Genomic DNA, 17,235 nt, shown 5'->3' with positions numbered 1-17,235 from the left:
GGTGTGACCGCCGACGCCTGCCCTTCACTGCCCACGCTCATCGCCGAACTCGATGCAGGCGCCGGCTTCGTCGTAGTCACCGAGGAAGCATTGGCCACGGCGGATCTCGCGCCGCTCGGTGCCTGGCTGGACAATCAGGAAGACTGGTCGGACATGCCCTTCGTGCTGCTGACGACGGGCGGCGGAGGGTTGGAGCGCAATCCGGCCGCGCAACGTTTTCTCGAACTGCTGGGCAACGTCACATTCCTGGAGCGGCCCTTTCACCCGACCACCCTCGTCAGCCTCGCGCGCTCCGCCCTGCGCAGCCGGCGCCGTCAATACGAGGCCCGCGCCAGGCTGGAATCCCTGCGGGCAGGCGAAGAGAGACTCCGGCTCGTCGTCGACAGCGCCGAGGACTATGCCATCATCACCACCGACCAGGAGCGAAGAGTCACGAGTTGGTCCGTAGGCGCGGAGACGATCTTCGGCTGGACGGCTGCCGAGATGATGGGCCACTCGGCCGACGCGATCTTCTTGCCCGAGGACCGGGCATCGGGGCAGCCCGAGGCCGAGGTTGCAACGGCACGCAGCAAGGGCTTCGCTCCCGACGAGCGCTGGCATCTGCGCGCTGACGGTTCGCGTGTGTTCCTGAGAGGGTCGATGCGGCCGTTGCGGCCTGACGATTTGGGTCGGGAGCGAGGGTTCATCAAGATCGCGCGCGACGAGACGGACCGGCGGCTGGCCGAAGCGCGCCGCGTCGCTCTCCTCGAACTGTCCGACCGCATCCGCGACATCGAGGATCCGGCCGAGCTCTCCTATGCGGCGGCCGAGATCCTTGGGCGTACGCTCGGCGTGAGCCGGGCAGGCTACGGCACGATCGACAAGGCGGCCGAGACGATCAGGATCGAGCGCGACTGGAATGCCCCCGGAATCAAGAGCCTCGCCGGCGTCCTGCACTTTCGCGACTACGGCTCGTATATCGATGATCTCAAGCGCGGCGAGACGGTGGTGTTTCCCGATGCCGAAAAGGACCCGCGAACCGCTGCGACCGCCGACGCCCTCAAGGCGATCAGCGCACAATCCGTCGTGAACATGCCCGTGACCGAACAGGGCGGGATCGTCGCGCTCCTCTACCTCAATCACGCGACCGCGCGCGAGTGGACGCCGGACGAGCTCGAGTTGATCCGGGAAGTTGCCGAGCGCACAAGAACCGCCGTCGAGCGCCGGCGCGCCGAGCAGGAGATCCGGGAGCTCGCCGCCTCGCTGGAACGGCGCGTCACGGAGCGGACCGCCGAGCTGATGAACGCCGAGGAAGCCCTGCGGCAAGCCCAGAAAATGGAAGCGGTGGGCCAGCTCACAGGCGGCGTGGCGCACGACTTCAACAATCTGCTGACCATCATCAAGAGCTCCACCGATTTGTTGCGCCGTCCAGGTCTCGCCGAGGAGCGCCGGCGCCGCTATGTCGACGCGATCTCCAACACCGTGGACCGGGCCGCGAAGCTGACCGGTCAGCTTCTCGCGTTCGCCCGCCGCCAGGCGCTCAAGCCCGAGGTGTTCGACGCATCCGAACGCGTGAAGGCGATCAGCGACATGCTCCGCACGATCGTGGGATCCCGCATCCGGATCGAGACGGAGATGCCGCGCGAGAGCTGTCCCGTCGAGGCGGATGCCAGTCAATTCGAGACGGCGCTGGTCAATATGGCCGTGAACGCGCGCGACGCGATGAAGGGCGAAGGCACCCTGCACATCCGCATCGAAGATATCGCCGCCATGCCGGCTGTCCGCGGGCACGCCGGCAATCCCGCCCCTTTCGTCGCGGTGTCACTGACCGATTCAGGCTCAGGTATCCCGGCTGACAAGCTCGCGCATGTCTTCGAGCCATTCTTCACAACCAAGGAAGTGGGCAAGGGCACGGGCCTCGGCCTCAGCCAGGTCTACGGCTTTGCCAAGCAATCGGGCGGCGATGTCGCGGTCACAAGCGAGGTGGGCCGGGGCACCACGTTTACGCTCTATTTGCCTCGGGCCGCGCACGAGGCAGCTTCGGACAAGGACCGGACCGAGATCGACCTCAATCAGGACGACGCGCAGGCCGAGCGCGACCGCGGTCCCCGCGTTCTCGTGGTGGAAGACAACGTCGAGGTTGGACGTTCCTCGACCCAGATCCTGACAGACCTCGGCTACGACACGACCCTGGCGACGAATGCGACCGAGGCGCTCAGGCTGCTCGACGAGGCCGACAGGTTCGACGTGGTGTTCTCCGACGTGATCATGCCTGGAATGAACGGGGTTGAGCTCGGCCGGGAGATCCGGCGCCGGCACCCCAAAGTGCCGGTGGTGCTGACCTCGGGTTACAGCGAAGTCCTCGCCGAAGAGGGGCGGCACGGCTTCGACCTCGTGCAGAAGCCTTATGCGGCCGAGGAGCTGTCGCGCGTGCTGCGGCGTGTGATGCGGGCCAAGCGTCTTGCGGATCTCCCGTAACCGCCTTTTCAGCGGCGCGGCGCCATCCTGCGCTTTCGTCGTCACGACGAAACCCAATCTCTCCTGAATCTACGGCCCCAAACACACGGGCGATGACACAGGAGAGATGTCGTCAGGACCTGATGAACGAGAGCAGGTCGGGGTTGAGGACATCCGCATGCGTGGTCAGCATGCCATGGGGGTAACCGGGATAAGTCTTCAGCGACCCGTTCTTGAGCAGGTCGAGCGCACGCGGCACGGTACTCTTGAAGGGGACGATTTGATCGGCCTCGCCATGCATCACCAGCAACGGCACGGTGATCTTCTTGAGGTCTTCGGTATAATCTTCAAGCCAGGAGTCGACGGTTGCGTAATGAGCGAGGGCACCGCCAGCCATGCCCTGGCGCCACCAATTCGCGATGACCGCCTCCGAAGGCTTCGCTCCCTCCAGGTTGTAGCCATAGAACGGATTCTCGGGGACGAACCGGTAGAACTCCGATCGGTTTCCCAGCATGCCTGCCCGGATCGCTTCGAACCACTCCGGCGGCTGACCGGACGGGTTCTCCTCGCTCCGGTACATGTTCGGCGTCAGTGAAGCGACCAGCACCGCCTTTGCGACGCGCTGCGGGTGGCGGGCGACATAGCGAGCGACCTCACCGCAACCTGTCGAATGCCCGATATGGATCGCGTCACGCAGGTTGAGGTGTTCCGTCAGGGCCGCGAGGTCCTCAACCCAATGGTCCATGTCGTTGCCGGTCGCGGGCTGGTCGGACCGGCCGTGGCCGCGCCGGTCGTGCGCGATCACACGATACCCGTGATGAAGGAAGAACATCATCTGGGCATCCCAGTCGTCCGCTGTCAGCGGCCAACCGTGGCTGAAAACGATCGGCTGACCAGATCCCCAATCCTTGTAGAAGATGTTTACGCCGTCTGTCGTCGTGATCGTGGCCATCGAGGTGCTCCATCTACGCTGTTAGACATTTTATTGAAGATAGGGATCAGTTGATCCCTTGAGCCGCGCGTGACTCAATTTTCGGGCGTTTTCGAATAGAGGCCCTGGCGAGCCCTTGCCTTCAACACCCGATCGTCGACGCGATCGCGCTGCTCGGTCGCGGCAGAAGACGATGCTGGCTTCGTGCTCGACATTGTTGTTTGTCCGTTCTTGGTTGGCGTGCGAAACGGTAAATCGCTCTTTGGCCGATGACCAAGACCTTGTAGGCTTCAAGCTATGCCTGGAAGATATACGAGGGATCATGGAGCTCCGGCACCTGCGCTATTTCGTTGCCGTCGCCGAAGAAGGCAGCCTGCTGACCGCGGCCGAGCGGCGACTGCACACCTCGCAGCCGTCGCTGAGCCGGCAGATCCGCGATCTCGAAGCCGAGATCGGCGTGCAGCTGTTGGAGCGCCAGGCGCGCGGCGTGACGCTGACCGCCGCCGGACGCGTGTTTCTCGATCATGCGCGGCTGGCGCTGCTGCAGGTCGAGGCCGCAACGGAAGGCGCGCGGCAGACGGCGCAACCGCAACGGCCGGTCCTCTCGATGGGCTTTCTCGTCGGGCTGGAGGTGATGTGGCTCCCCCAGCTGCTGCGCATCCTTCGCGAGGAAGCGCCCGACGTCGACGTCACGCTCAGCACGCAGTCGTCGCCGGAGCTCGCGCTGGCACTGATGCGGGGAAAGCTCGACATCGCCTTCCTTCGCCCCGAGAAGGACAACGAGGGCGTGGTCTACAAGATATTGGCGAAGGAGCCCTTGATCGCCGTGCTGCCGGCCGAACACCGCCTGGCATCGCGCAAGAAGATTCGCCCGCAGGATCTCGCCCGCGAGATCTATGTCAGCTCGGCAAGAACGTCGCCGGTCCTGCAGGAGGTCATACAGAATTACGCATCCCGGGTCGGCATTGCCCTCAAGGCGAAGTACGAAGGCGAAAACATATCATCGGCGATGTCGCTCGTGGCCTCCACGGGCGGAATCAGCCTCGTCCCCCTCTACGCGCAGAACATGCTGGCGCCGAACGTCGTCGCCAGGGCGCTCGACGGCGGCACGCCGACGGTCGATCTGGCGCTGGGATACAATCGGGCAAATTCGTCGCCCTTGCTCCGCCGTCTTTTGTCCCGCGCGGATGAATTGGTCGCAAACGTCCAGAACCAGAGCATCATCCGATACGTTGAAGCTCCATAGGCAGCGGTGTTGGACGTCTGCCGCGACTCATGTGCCGACCTCTGCAGCCAACTGCAACGTCAGCTACCGCGCCCTATAGGTCGGCGGCGGCGCTTGCACGATCGGCGCGGCCGCCGCGAACAGATCGTCCTTGCTGCCATCGCGCGGCGGATAGATGCGCCTGCGGTTGATGGTCTCTTTGGTCGCCTTCGCGGCCGCGCCTGTGCTGCGCACCTCGCGATCCCAGCCCTCCGTGTAGAGAGCCCCCCAGCCGCCGAGATCGAGCACGGTCACATACCAGTCGATCCGCAGCGGCAGCATCGGCAGGCCGGCGAGATCGGCGACGACGTTGTGGCCGGCGAAGCGGCCCATGGGCCGGGCGAACTGGCAGGACATCACGGTCGGATGCAGCCCGTCGATCACGCTTGAGGCGACGTCGCCGGCCGCGAACACCCCGCCGACATCCGCAACACGCATAAAGGGATCGACCAGAAGGCGGCCGAGACGATCGCGCGCGCCGGGAAAGTTTTCGGCCAGCCGGCTCGCCCGCATGCCCGCGCACCAGATCACCGTCTGCGTCGGGATGAACTCGCCCGAACTGAGATGGATGCCGGCGGCTTCGATCGAGACCACGCGCACGCCGAGCCGCATCTCGACGTCGAGCGAGGCCAACGCCGTCTCGATGGCGGGACGCGCCTGCGCGCCGATGCTGGCGCCGACAGCCGCATTGGGATCGACCAGGATGATGCGGCGGCTGCCGGTGATGCCGGCGCGCGCGAGCTTTCGCGGCATCTCGGCCGCAACCTCGATGCCGGTGAAGCCGGCGCCGACCACCACGACCGTCGAACGTCCCGGCGACGGCGCGCTGCGCCCGAGCGAGGCGAGATGATCTTCGAGGCGAAGCGCCGCGGCGTAAGTATCGACATCGAAGGCGTGCTCGGAGAGGCCCAAAATGTCCGGCCGCAACACCTCGCTGCCGAGCGCAAGCACCAGGCGGTCATAGGCCAGCGTCTCCTCGCCACCGCTGGTGACCAGCGATATCTCGCGCCGCAGAGGATCGATGGCCTCGACCTCGCCGATACCGTGCGTGACGCCGATCGGATCGAGCAATTGCGGCAGCGGCAGTGCGACCTCGCTGAGATCCACCTCGTAATTGCGCACACGGATGTTGTGATAGGGATTACGGTCGACGACGTGAATTTCGATGTCGCGGTCGGCACCGATCTCGGCGCGCTTGCGCGCGGCGCCGATCGCCGCCCACAGGCCTGCAAATCCGGCGCCGAGCACGACGATACGCGCCATGTCCGCCTACGCTGCTTTCCAAGGGTGTCCTGCGGGCTGCCCGCGCAGATCAATATAGCGCAATCGTCCCTGTCGACCAACTGCCGCAGCGGCGTGCCGCCGTACAAAATCGGGCGTCAGGCTTCGCGCAGTTCCGACGGCGTCGCGCCAAAGCGCTTGCGGAAGGCGCGGTTGAAATAGGACAGATCGGAAAAGCCCGAGGAATGCGCGATGTCGCTGATCTTGCGCGTTCGCGCGCGGGGATCGCCGAGCAGCTTGCGCGCCTGCAGCAGGCGCTGCTCCAGCACGAACTCGGTGAAGGTGGTGCCGGCCTGCTCGAACAGACGCTGCGCCTGGCGCGGGCTGAGGCCGGAGCGCGTCGCAACTTCGGACAGGCAGAGATCGTTGCGGCCGAGCGCGGCCATCACGTCGGCGCGCATGATATCAAGACGAGCCGCCGCGTGGCCGCGACCGCGTGCGAGGGCCGCGTGCTCCGCATCGGTGCCGAGCAGGAGGCCGACGAGATCGACCATGTGCTGCGCGGTCAGGCGCTGGCCGACGGCATCCAGATGCGGCGCGTGGTTGGCTGCGAGCGAATGGTAGCGGAAAATGGTCTCGGCGACCGCACCGTCGGAGAGCACTTGCGACAGCTTCTCCTCGGCACGCGGATTGATGTCGAGCAGCGCGCGGCGCGGCATGCGGATGGTGGTGAAGCGATCGTCATCGGTGTGGCCGACGGTGCCGGTGACGGCCATGTCGACGAGCACCATCTGCGTGGGTGCGAGCTCCAGGGTATGGCCGTTCTGCCCGACGCGGACGAGGCCCGCATGGGCCGAGATCAGCACGAGATCGTCGCTGCCGTCGGCAAGGTGGCTCTGGGTTCGGGTATATTGCGCGGAGGCGCCTTCGGGAATGGCGAGCGCGATGTTGTCGACCACGCTGACCTGGAGCCGGCAATCGATGCTGTCGCCATGGCTCGGCCCGATGTCGAGGCCGCACGACCCGAACGCCCGCTCGCGCCACTGTTCGAAAGCCGGCCCCTGCGGCAGGCCCGCATATTGGTGGACGAAGATGCCCGGCGCCCTTGCTGCATCCATTTGATTTCTAGCCCCTTCTCCGGCGCCATGAACGGCGGTGCCGACTGCAAATTCCGGGCATTTGACGCCGCGGAATGGACGTAGGTTCAAATCGGGGATGGATTTGGCGGGACTTGTCGGATTGCGACGGCGGGGATGGACGGTAGCGACAGGAACAAGGTCCTATAGCCCGGCACCTACTTCCTCGCCGGAACCTGCGGCTGCGCCGGCGGCACGGTCTCGATCAGCTTGCCGGTGAAGACCGGCGCGGAGTGCGGATTGCCGTCGGGCGAGCCGCCGGCCTGCTCGACGGTGACGGCATAGGTCGCGTCGTTGACGACGTCGGCATCGTAGGCGCCGAGCACCGGACGCGCCGTGAAATCGCCCGCACCGATCACGCCCAGCGAGCGCGGGCGCGGCAGCTTGTCGGAGATCAGCCAGAGCTCGAAGCTCTTGCCGGGCTCCGGCGTCGCGCCGACCTTGCGCACGGTGAAATTCCGGGTGGCGCCGTCCACCGTGAGAATGAAAGCGGGGCCGCCGCCCTGTCCCTGCAGCAGCGCGACGAATTGCGACGAGGCGAGCGGCGCCGGCGTCTTGACCTCGACCGTCTGGATGCGCGGTGGCGGACGCAACGCGCCCGGCAACGCGTCGGGCCGGAAGATCTGCAGCGACAACGTCACCAGCAGCGCGGCGGCAAGCGCACCGACGGCAGACGCGATGGTGCGCCAGCGCTTCACGCGGCCCTCGAGCCGGATCACATTGCTGTTGTCGGCGACCGGCGGTGATGGCGCTCGCACGACGTCAGGATCGGGCGCATGGACCTGCGGCATGAAGACCGGCGCGATCTCGGGGATTGCATCGGGCTCCGGCTGCGCGGCGCCGGGTTGCTCGGCCTCGGGAGGCTGCGGAGCCGGTTGCTCCGTGCTGTCCGATGACGGCTCCGGCTGCACCGCTTCGAGCGAAGACGTCTCCGTCACGGGTGGCGGCGGAGGCGGCGCGACGTCCGGCGGCGCAGGCTGTTCCTGCGCAAAGTTCGTCCGCGCGAGCTCGGCCGTGATGTTCTCCCACACGATCGGACGCGGCTCGATGGTGCCGACCATCTGGTTGAGGACACCGAGCCGGTAGGCCCAGCCCTGAACGATGTCGGCGAACGCCGTGTCCACCGCCATCATGGTCTCGACCTGCGCGCGCTCGTCGGCATCGAGCGTACCGAGCGCATATTCCGCGGCGAGCGCGATATGGTCCTCGCTGTAGGCCATCACTCTCTTTCACCTCTCCCGAAGGGAGAGGTCGGATCGCGTCGCAAGACGCGGTCCGGGTGAGGGGTCACGCTCTCTCGTGAAACCTGCGGCCCCTCACCCGGCGCTACGCGCCGACCTCTCCCCGACGGGGAGAGGTGGACTGCATTTGCCGCTCTGGTTCGTGCCACTCTCGTCATCCTCTAAAGCCCGAGGCACTCCCGGATATCCAGCATGCTGCGCCGCAGCCACGTCTTCACGGTGTTGACGGGCGCGGCAAATTTCTCCGCCAATTGCTCGCGGCTCCAGCCGTTGTAATAGGCGAGAAGCACGAGCCTCTGACGGTCCGGCTCGAGCCGGCCGATACATTCCAGGAGCCGCTTCAGCTCCTCGGTCATCTCGCGGCGCGACAGCGGGTCCGGGCTATCGCTTGCGACCTCCATCGCCTGAGGCTCTTCCTCGATGGAGACTTCCGATTTCTTGCGCACGATGTCGATCGCACGGTTGCGCGCAATCGCCACCATCCACGTGATCGGCGACGACAGGGCCGGATTGAACTGGCCGGCGGAGTTCCAGATCTTGACGTAGGTCTCCTGAATGACCTCCTCTGCGAGATCCTGTCGGCGCAAGATACGGAGCACGACGCCGTAAAGTTTCGCGCGCGTTGCGACATACAGGCGCTCGAACGCGGCCTGGTCGCCTTTGGCGACCTCCCCTATCAGCCCGACCAGCTCTGCTGGCGTCAGCATTCAGCCCCCCAACGCGCGGCCCCGTCGCATCTCTCTTCACCTCTCCCCGTCGGGGAGAGGTCGATTTGCGCAGCAAATCGGGTGAGGGGGCGGGAGGCTAACGGGAGACCGTCACCCCTCACCCGGCGCTCCGCGCCGACCTCTCCCAAGGGAGAGGTGGACACCGCCGTCGCTGGCCTAGCATTCATTCCCGCCACCATAGCGCGCAGCAAAGCCCCTCACCAAGGGGGCCGGCGCCGCACTGTGGATAGCACATGCGAAAACCCGGACCTTGCGGTCCGGGTTCGGCAAATTCTCGCGCTGGTTTACTGCTGGCGGCCGCTTTACGCGACGGCGCCGATCGCTCAGGCGACGGCGCCGATGCGGGCGCGCATCAGGCCGATGCTGTCGAGGTCGGCCTGCTCGCGGGCGTTCTCTTCGGCGCGCTCGCGGGCCTGGTCGCGCTCATCGAGCAGCTCGACCTTCTTCAGCTCCTCGAAGGCCTCGGCCAGAGCGGCCTTGGCTTCGTCGAGCTGGCCCTTGAGCTCGTCGGCCGAGCGGGTCAGGTTCTCGCGGCGCTGGATCGCGGCCTTGGCATAGGTCGGATAGGCGAAATGCGAGGGATCGTTGATCCCGGCGCGCTCCTGCTCGGTCGTGATCTCGCGTTCGAGATCGGTCGACATCCGCTGGAAGTCGGCGATCATGGTCTCGATCTGGGTGACCCGGCGGCGCTTCTCGTCGACCTGAAACTTCTTCAGGCGGATGAGGGTATCTCGTGACTTCATCGACTCATACTCCCCAGAAGTCCCTTGGCTGCAAGACAGACACACATTGGGACGTCACCGGTCTCCCCACTGGCCCGACGGGGGCCAAGACCGGCTCTGCTACTCTGTGGGATCGGATGATGACGGGACAAAGTTAGCGTTCCGTTTCCAAATTACCGATGATTTGCGCCAATTGGCGGTAGCCCTCCGCGAGTGAGGCATTTTCGTCCTTGCGCTGCCGCAGGAAGGCTTCCAGCGGCTCGTGCAGCCGGATCGCCTCGTCGACCTCGGGGCTGGAGCCGGCGCGGTAGGCCCCGAGCCGGATCAATTCCTCCATGTCGGCATAGGTCGCCATCACCGCCCGCGCTTTCTGGATGACCGGCCAGAACTGCGGATCGGCCGATTTCGGCATGGTGCGCGAGACCGATTTGAGGATGTTGATGGCGGGGTAGCGGCCGCGCTCGGCGATCGAGCGCTGCATCACGATATGGCCGTCGAGGATGCCGCGGACGGCGTCCGCGATCGGCTCGTTGTGATCGTCGCCGTCGACCAGCACCGTGAAGATCGCGGTGATCGCGCCCTCCCCTAAGCCCGGCCCGGCGCGTTCGAGAAGCTTCGGCAGCTCGGTGAAGACGGTCGGCGTATAGCCCTTGGCGGTCGGCGGCTCGCCGGCGGACAGGCCGATCTCGCGCTGGGCCATGGCAAAGCGCGTCACCGAGTCCATCAGGCAGAGCACGTCCTGGTTCTCGTCGCGAAAATATTCGGCGACCGCGAGCGTCAGATACGCCGCCTGCCGTCGCATCAGCGCCGGCTCGTCCGACGTCGCGACCACGACGACGGAGCGCGCCAGGCCTTCTTCACCAAGGTCGTCCTGCAGGAATTCCTGCACCTCGCGGCCGCGTTCGCCGATCAGCCCGATGACGCTGACGGCGGCATCGACATTGCGCGCGAGCATCGAGAGCAGCACCGATTTGCCGACGCCGGAACCGGCGAAGATGCCCATGCGCTGGCCGCGGCAGCAGGTGAGGAAGGTGTTCATCGCGCGCACGCCGAGATCGAGCGGCGCGCCGACGCGCTTCCTCGAATGCGCCGGCGGCGGCGTATTGCGGAACGGCATCGGCGAGGATCCCTGCGGCAACGGCCCCTTGCCGTCGATCGGCTCGCCGAGCGCATTGACGACACGGCCAAGCCACGCCGATGACGGACGCACCTGGTTGGCAGCGTTGGCGATGACGGCCTTGCAGCCGCGGCGCACACCATCGAGACCGGCGAACGGCATCACGACAGCGTTGTTGCCGGAGAAGCCGATCACCTCGCAGGGGATCGAGCGGTTCGCGCCGGTCTCGATCACGAGCCGCGCGCCGACCGACATCGCGTGAATGGGTCCGGCTACCTCGACCATCAGGCCGCGTACGCCGACCACACGGCCATAGATATTGACGCCGTCGATGTCGCCGATCTGTTCGGCCAAAGCCTTCATGTGAGGGCCTTCGGCAAGGTGGTCGGCTGCGGCATCCGGGCCCTCACGGTAAAACCCTTAAGTTTCGCCATATTTCTGAACGCCGCTTAACTTCGTGTTTACCCGCATCATTAATCATTGCGTCACTGTCTTTGTGACTGAGCGTGGCTCCCCTTCAGAAGAAGGCTGAGTCGCGGGAGTCGGTTAGGCCCGTCTCTTAAAGTGGAACTTGAACGGAACCGGATAACGAAAGCTGCTTCACGCACAAGACCTTAGGGCGATTCGAGAAAAATTGCACCGGGGGGACTTGCGTTCCAGAATCAGGATTTGTTAACCATCTGTTGTCAGGATCCGAATCAGTTGTTCAAAGGCGTTTTGTTGAGTGCCGCGAATGCGGCCGACCTGACGCCCAGGAGCGGCGACTATGGGGAACTGGCATGCGCGTTTTGCTGATTGAAGATGACAGCGCCGTCGCGCAGTCGATCGAGCTGATGCTGAAGTCTGAGAGCTTCAACGTCTACACGACCGATTTGGGGGAAGAAGGCGTCGATCTCGGTAAATTATACGATTACGACATCATTCTTCTCGATCTCAACCTGCCGGACATGTCGGGTTACGACGTGCTCAAGCAGCTCCGGGTCTCCAAGATCAAGACACCGATTCTGATCCTCTCCGGCCTCGCCGGCATCGAGGACAAGGTCAAGGGTCTCGGCGTCGGCGCCGACGACTACATGACCAAGCCCTTCCACAAGGACGAACTGGTCGCCCGCATCCACGCGATCGTGCGCCGGTCCAAGGGTCACGCCCAGTCGGTCATCCAGACCGGCGACCTCGTCGTCAACCTCGACACCAAGACGGTCGAAGTCGGCGGCCAGCGCGTGCACCTCACGGGTAAGGAATACCAGATGCTGGAGCTGCTCTCGCTCCGCAAGGGTACCACCCTCACCAAGGAAATGTTCCTCAACCACCTCTATGGCGGCATGGACGAGCCCGAGCTGAAGATCATCGACGTCTTCATCTGCAAGCTCCGCAAGAAGCTGGCCAACGCCTCCGAGGGCCGCAACTTCATCGAGACCGTGTGGGGCCGCGGCTACGTGCTGCGCGAGCCGCACGAGCACGAAGAGCGCATCCCCGCCTGATCTTCTGGGTTTACGTCGCGAGCCAGCCCGGCTCGCTCCTCCCAGCCTGGACCCCGCCGCAAATGGCGGGGTTTTGTTTTTGCAGGACTACTTCATCCGAAGCTTAAGGTTTGAACCGCTACGCTCCCCCCGCCGACGAATGGTCGCTGCATGATGGGGGAACGATGATCCTGCAATCACTGGCCGGCCTGCCCGCCTTCCTGGTCTATTTCTGCACAGGCCTCGTCGCGATCGTGGCGTATCTGTTGGTCTATACCCGCATCACCCCACATAACGAGTTCCAGCTGATCCGGGACGACGATCCGGCCGCGGCGATTGCGCTCGGGCTCAGCCTGCTCGGCTTCGTGGCGCCGCTGGTCAGCGCCATCGCGCATTCGGCCAATGTGCTGGACTGCCTGATCTGGGCAACGATCGCGCTGATCGTGCAGATCATCGTGTTCTTCATCGTCAAGCTACCGGTGCCGAACCTGTCGGCGCGGATTGCCGACGGCGAACTTGCGCCGGCGATCTGGCTCGGGCTGTCCTCGCTCGCGGCCGGCCTGTTGAACGCCGCCTGCATGATCTACTGACATGGCGGAGAAACCCACCAACAAGGAGTTCGGCAAGCGCAGGCCGCGCCTGCCGGCAGACCTGCCGCTGCCGCCGCGCGAGCCGGTGAAACGCTCCGGCCATGTCGCGCTGCTGGTGATGGGCACCATCGCGGTCGGCGCCACCGCCTACACGCTGATGCCGCGGCAGACCTGCGAGCCCACGCCCGGAGCCGCGCCAGGACAGACGGTCACGAATTGCACCAGCAGCGGCAGCAGTTCGTCGGGCGGCAGCGGCGGCTCGGGCTCGTCCTCGCGATCGAGCTTCTACAGCAGCGATTCATCGAGCCACTCGTCGTCAAGCACATCATCCGACGCCGGCCACAGCAGCGTCAGCCGCGGCGGCTTCGGCTCGTTCGGCCATGGCTTCTCAGGTGGCGGCTGATCCATGCAGCGCATCACCTGTCTCGAACGCGATGACTGGCGAGAGACCGCGGCGCAATGCGGCTTTGTCTTCCACACCATCGGCGGCGAGCGCTATTGGGACGAGCGAGCCTATTACGGTTTTACGCTCGACGAGATCGAGCGCGGCATTGAGACGCCGACCGGCGAGATCGACGCAATGTGCCTGGAGCTTGCCGGCCGCGTGATCCATGACGAACGGCATCTGCGTCGCCTGCAGATCCCCGAAGCGTTCTGGAGCCTGATCGCCGAGAGTTGGGAGCGCGACGACCGCAGCCTCTACGGCCGGCTCGACCTGACATACGACGGAAAGTCGCCGGCAAAGCTGCTCGAATACAACGCGGATACGCCGACCTCGATCTTCGAGGCCGCGGTGTTTCAATGGACCTGGCTCGAGCAGGCGATCGAACGCCGCATCATCCCTGCACGCGCCGACCAGTTCAACTCCATCCATGAGCGGCTGATCGCAGCGTGGAAGGAGATTGCCGCAGGCCGGCATCTCCATCTCACCGGCACCACCGGCAATGTCGAGGATGCCGGCACGCTGGCTTATCTCGAAGACACCGCGCGCCAGGCGAGGCTCTCGACCACGCTGCTCGATATCGAAGAGATCGGCTGGCGCGATGCGGCAGGCGGCTTCGTCGATCTCGACGACAATGACATGGAGCTCGTCTTCAAGCTCTATCCCTGGGAATGGATGTTCCACGACGCTTTCGGCGCCAAGCTCAAGGACGCGCCGACGCGTTGGATCGAGCCGCCATGGAAGGCGGTGTTGTCCAACAAGGGCATATTGCCGCTGCTGTGGGAGATGTTTCCGAACCATCCCAATCTGCTGCCGGCTTTCTTCGAGGACGACGCGCGAGCAGCCGAGCTCGGGACGAGCTACGTGCGGAAACCACTGCTGTCGCGCGAAGGCGCCAATGTCACGCTGGTCTCAGGCGGCACGGCGCTCGACGCGCAGCCCGGCCCTTACGGCGCGGAAGGTTTTGTGCGACAGGCGCTGTCGCCGCTGCCGAACTTCTCAGGCAATTACGTGGTGGTGGGAAGCTGGCTGGTGAACCACGAGCCGTGCGGCCTGTCGATCCGCGAGGATGAGAGCCCGATCACCGGCAACGGCTCGCGGTTTCTGCCGCATGCGATTTTGTGAAGGGCTCGTCATTCCGGGGCGCGACGAAGTCGCGAGCCCGGAATCCATAACCACAAGCCGATCGAGTGGCGCCACGTCCAACCGCCTGCCTGTTACCATGGCCTGTGGTTATGGATTCCGGGCTCCGCGCTGACGCGCGGCCCCGGAATGACGGGAAGCTCACCTCGCCGCGGCGAGCTTCAGCGGCTGCGGCATCAAACCGCCCATCGGGCGACCCGAGCGTGCGGGATTGAGCTGGTAGAGGCCGCGGCGATCGGCGATCGGGCGGAACGCATCGGTGATGCCGACGACGGATTCGGCGGCGCCGAGCAGCAGCGTGCCGTCGGCCTCCATGGTCTTCGCCATGCGCTCGAAGATCACCGCCTTGGTGTCCTGATCGAAATAGATCAGCACGTTGCGGCAGAAGATCACGTCGAACGTGCCGAGATGGGAGAAGTCCTGCAGCAGGTTGAGCTGGCGGAACTGCACCATCGCGCGAATCTCGGCATTGAGCTGCCAGAGCTCGCCGGTTTGCGTAAAATACTTCATCAAGTGCTGGATCGGCAGGCCGCGCTGCACCTCGAACTGGCTGTAGAGGCCGGCTTTGGATTTCTCCAGCACTTCCTGCGAGAGATCCGTGGCGACGATCTCGATGCGCCAGCCGGCAAAGGCCGCGCCCATCTCCTTCACGCACATCGCGATCGAATAGGGCTCCTGCCCCGTCGAGGAGGCCGCCGACCAGATCCGCAGGCTCTTGCGCGCGGCGCGCGCCTTGATTAGGCCCGGCAAGATGGTTTCGCGCAAATGATCGAACGGGATCTTGTCGCGATAGAAGAAGGTCTCGTTGGTGGTCATCGCTTCGACCACATCGGTCGCGAGCCGGCCGTCGCCGTTCCGGATCTTCAGCACGAGATCGGGGATCCCGGGAAGGCTCGCCTTGCGGGCGAGCGGCAACAGCCTGCTCTCGACCAGATATTGCTTGTCGGGCGACAGATCGAGACCGGAGCGCTCTTTCAGGAACTTGCGCAGATAGTCGTAATCTGCAGGCGTCACGAGCGGTCTCCCGCGAACAGGCGGTTGACCTTGGCGCCGATCTGGTTGAGCGGCAGGATCGCCGCGCAGATGCCGGCATTGGCCGCAGCGCCCGGCATGCCCCAGACCACGCTGGAGGCTTCGTCCTGCGCGATCACGCTGCCGCCGGCGGCGACGATATCCTTGCCGCCACGCATGCCGTCCGAGCCCATGCCCGTCAGGATCACCGAGAGAATGTTGCCGTGCCAGATGTCGATGGCGGAGGTGAACAGCGGATCGACCGCGGGCTTGCAGAAATTGACGGCAGGGCCGTCGTCGAGTGCGATCGCGACGTCGGCGCCGCTGCGCACGACGCGCATGTGCTTGCCGCCCGGCGCGAGATAGATCCGCCCCGGCTTCACCGGCTCGCCATCGACCGCCTCGGCCGCCGGCTTGCGGCTCGCGCGCGCCAGATGCTCGGCCAGAATGGTCGTGAAGGTCGGCGGCATGTGCTGGGTGATCAGCACCGGGAAACGGTCGATGACCGGGCCGAGTTCGGTGACGAGCGCCATCAGCGCCTGCGGGCCGCCGGTCGAGGAGCCGATCAGCAGCACCTTCGGGGCCTGAGACGAGAACGGGCGCGTCGACAGCGCCCCCGACGACGGCGCAGGCATTGCCGGAGCCGGCGCAGCAGGCCGTGCAACAATCGGAGCACGCGCGGCCGGTGCCGGGCTCGCAGGCGCGAGCGGTGGGCTTGCGACCGCGGGCTTGCGGCGCAGGCGTGCGCCGAGGTGACGGATCTTCTGGATCAGGTCGTGATGGAAGATGTCCGCGGCCGAGGCCTCGCGCGTCGATTCCGGCTTCGGAATGTAATCCGCCGCACCGAGCGACAGCGCCTTGAAGCTGATCTCCGCGTTGCGGCGGGTCAGCGTCGAAGCCATGATGATGACGAGATCGCGCTTCTTCGCCAGCAATTGCGGCAACGCCGAGATGCCGTCGAGCTCGGGCATTTCGATGTCGAGCACGGCCACGTCGGGATTGATGCGTTCGAGCTGGTTGACCGCCTCGAGCCCGGTGCGCAGCGAAGCCGCGACCTCCATGTCATGCTCGGCTCCGATCCAGCGCGAGATCAGACCGCGGATGACGACGGAGTCGTCAACGATCATCACCCGCAGCGGCCCGGCTTCGCGCGATGGACTCGTGGTCGAATTCCCAGCGAAGGCAACACTCATTACTCACCAACTCAGGCTGAAACGGTTCAGTTGAAAACAATCGCCGAAGGATCCGTTCAGCCTCCGGGTGTTCGCTTAGATAAGTCCGACTTCCTGGAATTTCGCCGTCACGATGTCCTTGTCGAAGGGCTTCATGATGTATTCGTTGGCGCCGGCATGCAGCGCACGCGCGATGTGCGCGACGTCGTTCTCTGTGGTGCAGAACACCACCTTCGGCTGGTCGCCGCCGGGCATGCGGCGCAGATGACCAAGGAACTCGTAGCCGTCCATGATCGGCATATTCCAGTCGAGCAGCACCGCATCGGGCAAGCCGCGCTTGCAGGCCTCGAGCGCCTTCTCACCGTCCTCGGCTTCGAGAATCTGGAAGTCGAGGCCCTCCAGGATCCGGCGCGCAACCTTGCGGATGACGCTGGAATCATCAACGACGAGACAAGTTCGCATGTGAACCTCTGCTTCCTTCCCCCTGTGCGGGGGCACTTCCAATTGCCGGCACGTCGGCGGCGATGCCGCCGTATCAGGCCGCCATCATCTCGGGCGCGAGCTCGAGGACGCGATCGACGTCGAGGACGACCATGAGCTGGCCGTCGAGACGGTGGACGC

16 protein-coding genes and 1 pseudogene are annotated in these 17,235 nt (G+C 65.1%); 6 read left to right on the top strand and 11 right to left on the bottom strand.

Annotated features, from left to right (window positions below; genetic code table 11):
* Positions 1-3 precede the first annotated feature (3 nt).
* Positions 4-2,457: a response regulator gene (locus tag HYH08_RS18170; protein ID WP_349631438.1), complete on the top strand. Its 2,454-nt coding sequence runs from the start codon at positions 4-6 to the stop codon at positions 2,455-2,457.
* Positions 2,458-2,569: 112 nt separating this feature from the next.
* Here HYH08_RS18170 and HYH08_RS18165 read toward each other — a convergent pair whose 3' ends face one another.
* Positions 2,570-3,388 (bottom strand): alpha/beta fold hydrolase, encoded by an 819-nt coding sequence (locus HYH08_RS18165; protein WP_220011169.1) that lies wholly within the window; start codon positions 3,386-3,388, stop codon positions 2,570-2,572.
* A gap of 301 nt (positions 3,389-3,689) precedes the next feature.
* Between HYH08_RS18165 and HYH08_RS18160 the strand changes: the two genes are divergently transcribed.
* Entirely contained in the window at positions 3,690-4,613 is a 924-nt protein-coding gene (locus HYH08_RS18160) for a LysR substrate-binding domain-containing protein (RefSeq protein ID WP_220011353.1), read from the top strand.
* Positions 4,614-4,676: 63 nt separating this feature from the next.
* On the opposite strand, the gene HYH08_RS18155 is transcribed toward HYH08_RS18160, so the two are convergent.
* From HYH08_RS18155 to fliI, 6 genes are all read right to left on the bottom strand, one after another.
* Complete coding sequence (locus tag HYH08_RS18155) at positions 4,677-5,894, bottom strand: NAD(P)/FAD-dependent oxidoreductase (RefSeq protein WP_220011168.1); 1,218 nt, start codon at positions 5,892-5,894, stop codon at positions 4,677-4,679.
* A gap of 116 nt (positions 5,895-6,010) precedes the next feature.
* The gene (locus tag HYH08_RS18150; RefSeq protein ID WP_220011167.1) at positions 6,011-6,970 is read right to left on the bottom strand and encodes a helix-turn-helix transcriptional regulator; all 960 of its coding nucleotides are present in this window, start codon (positions 6,968-6,970) and stop codon (positions 6,011-6,013) included.
* 176 nt (positions 6,971-7,146) lie between these two features.
* Positions 7,147-8,208 carry an anti-sigma factor gene (locus tag HYH08_RS18145; RefSeq protein WP_220011352.1) on the bottom strand — a complete coding sequence of 354 codons (1,062 nt, stop codon included), beginning with the start codon at positions 8,206-8,208 and terminating at the stop codon, positions 7,147-7,149.
* 182 nt (positions 8,209-8,390) lie between these two features.
* Positions 8,391-8,936, bottom strand: coding sequence for a sigma-70 family RNA polymerase sigma factor (locus HYH08_RS18140; protein WP_220011166.1), 546 nt, complete (start codon positions 8,934-8,936; stop codon positions 8,391-8,393).
* A gap of 344 nt (positions 8,937-9,280) precedes the next feature.
* Positions 9,281-9,700: a flagellar export protein FliJ gene (gene fliJ / locus HYH08_RS18135; protein ID WP_008138882.1), complete on the bottom strand. Its 420-nt coding sequence runs from the start codon at positions 9,698-9,700 to the stop codon at positions 9,281-9,283.
* Between the two features lie 133 nt (positions 9,701-9,833).
* Entirely contained in the window at positions 9,834-11,159 is a 1,326-nt protein-coding gene (gene fliI, locus HYH08_RS18130; RefSeq protein ID WP_220011165.1) for a flagellar protein export ATPase FliI, read from the bottom strand.
* 416 nt (positions 11,160-11,575) lie between these two features.
* Here fliI and ctrA point away from each other — a divergent pair, with 416 nt between their 5' ends.
* From ctrA to HYH08_RS18110, 4 genes are all read left to right on the top strand, one after another.
* Positions 11,576-12,277 (top strand): response regulator transcription factor CtrA, encoded by a 702-nt coding sequence (gene ctrA, locus HYH08_RS18125; RefSeq protein ID WP_008138878.1) that lies wholly within the window; start codon positions 11,576-11,578, stop codon positions 12,275-12,277.
* A 164-nt stretch (positions 12,278-12,441) separates the two neighbouring features.
* Positions 12,442-12,846 (top strand): DUF350 domain-containing protein, encoded by a 405-nt coding sequence (locus HYH08_RS18120; protein WP_220011164.1) that lies wholly within the window; start codon positions 12,442-12,444, stop codon positions 12,844-12,846.
* A 1-nt stretch (position 12,847) separates the two neighbouring features.
* Complete coding sequence (locus HYH08_RS18115) at positions 12,848-13,249, top strand: hypothetical protein (protein ID WP_220011163.1); 402 nt, start codon at positions 12,848-12,850, stop codon at positions 13,247-13,249.
* Positions 13,250-13,252: 3 nt separating this feature from the next.
* Positions 13,253-14,413 carry a glutathionylspermidine synthase family protein gene (locus HYH08_RS18110; protein WP_220011162.1) on the top strand — a complete coding sequence of 387 codons (1,161 nt, stop codon included), beginning with the start codon at positions 13,253-13,255 and terminating at the stop codon, positions 14,411-14,413.
* Between the two features lie 159 nt (positions 14,414-14,572).
* Here the strand turns inward: HYH08_RS18110 and HYH08_RS18105 are convergent, their stop codons facing one another.
* From HYH08_RS18105 to HYH08_RS37495, 4 genes and pseudogenes are all read right to left on the bottom strand, one after another.
* Positions 14,573-15,445 carry a CheR family methyltransferase gene (locus tag HYH08_RS18105; protein WP_220011161.1) on the bottom strand — a complete coding sequence of 291 codons (873 nt, stop codon included), beginning with the start codon at positions 15,443-15,445 and terminating at the stop codon, positions 14,573-14,575.
* Complete coding sequence (locus HYH08_RS18100; RefSeq protein ID WP_220011160.1) at positions 15,442-16,635, bottom strand: protein-glutamate methylesterase/protein-glutamine glutaminase; 1,194 nt, start codon at positions 16,633-16,635, stop codon at positions 15,442-15,444. Before HYH08_RS18100 ends, HYH08_RS18105 begins: the two co-directional genes overlap by 4 nt.
* Positions 16,636-16,710: 75 nt before the next feature.
* Positions 16,711-17,076 (bottom strand): response regulator, encoded by a 366-nt coding sequence (locus tag HYH08_RS18095; RefSeq protein ID WP_008138864.1) that lies wholly within the window; start codon positions 17,074-17,076, stop codon positions 16,711-16,713.
* A 73-nt stretch (positions 17,077-17,149) separates the two neighbouring features.
* A pseudogene (locus tag HYH08_RS37495) lies at positions 17,150-17,235 on the bottom strand (chemotaxis protein CheW); the annotation flags it as partial.

Source organism: Bradyrhizobium sp. BR 10289 (assembly GCF_019455385.1).
GTDB lineage: Bacteria > Pseudomonadota > Alphaproteobacteria > Rhizobiales > Xanthobacteraceae > Bradyrhizobium.
This window is presented reverse-complemented; position numbering and strand designations above follow the sequence as displayed.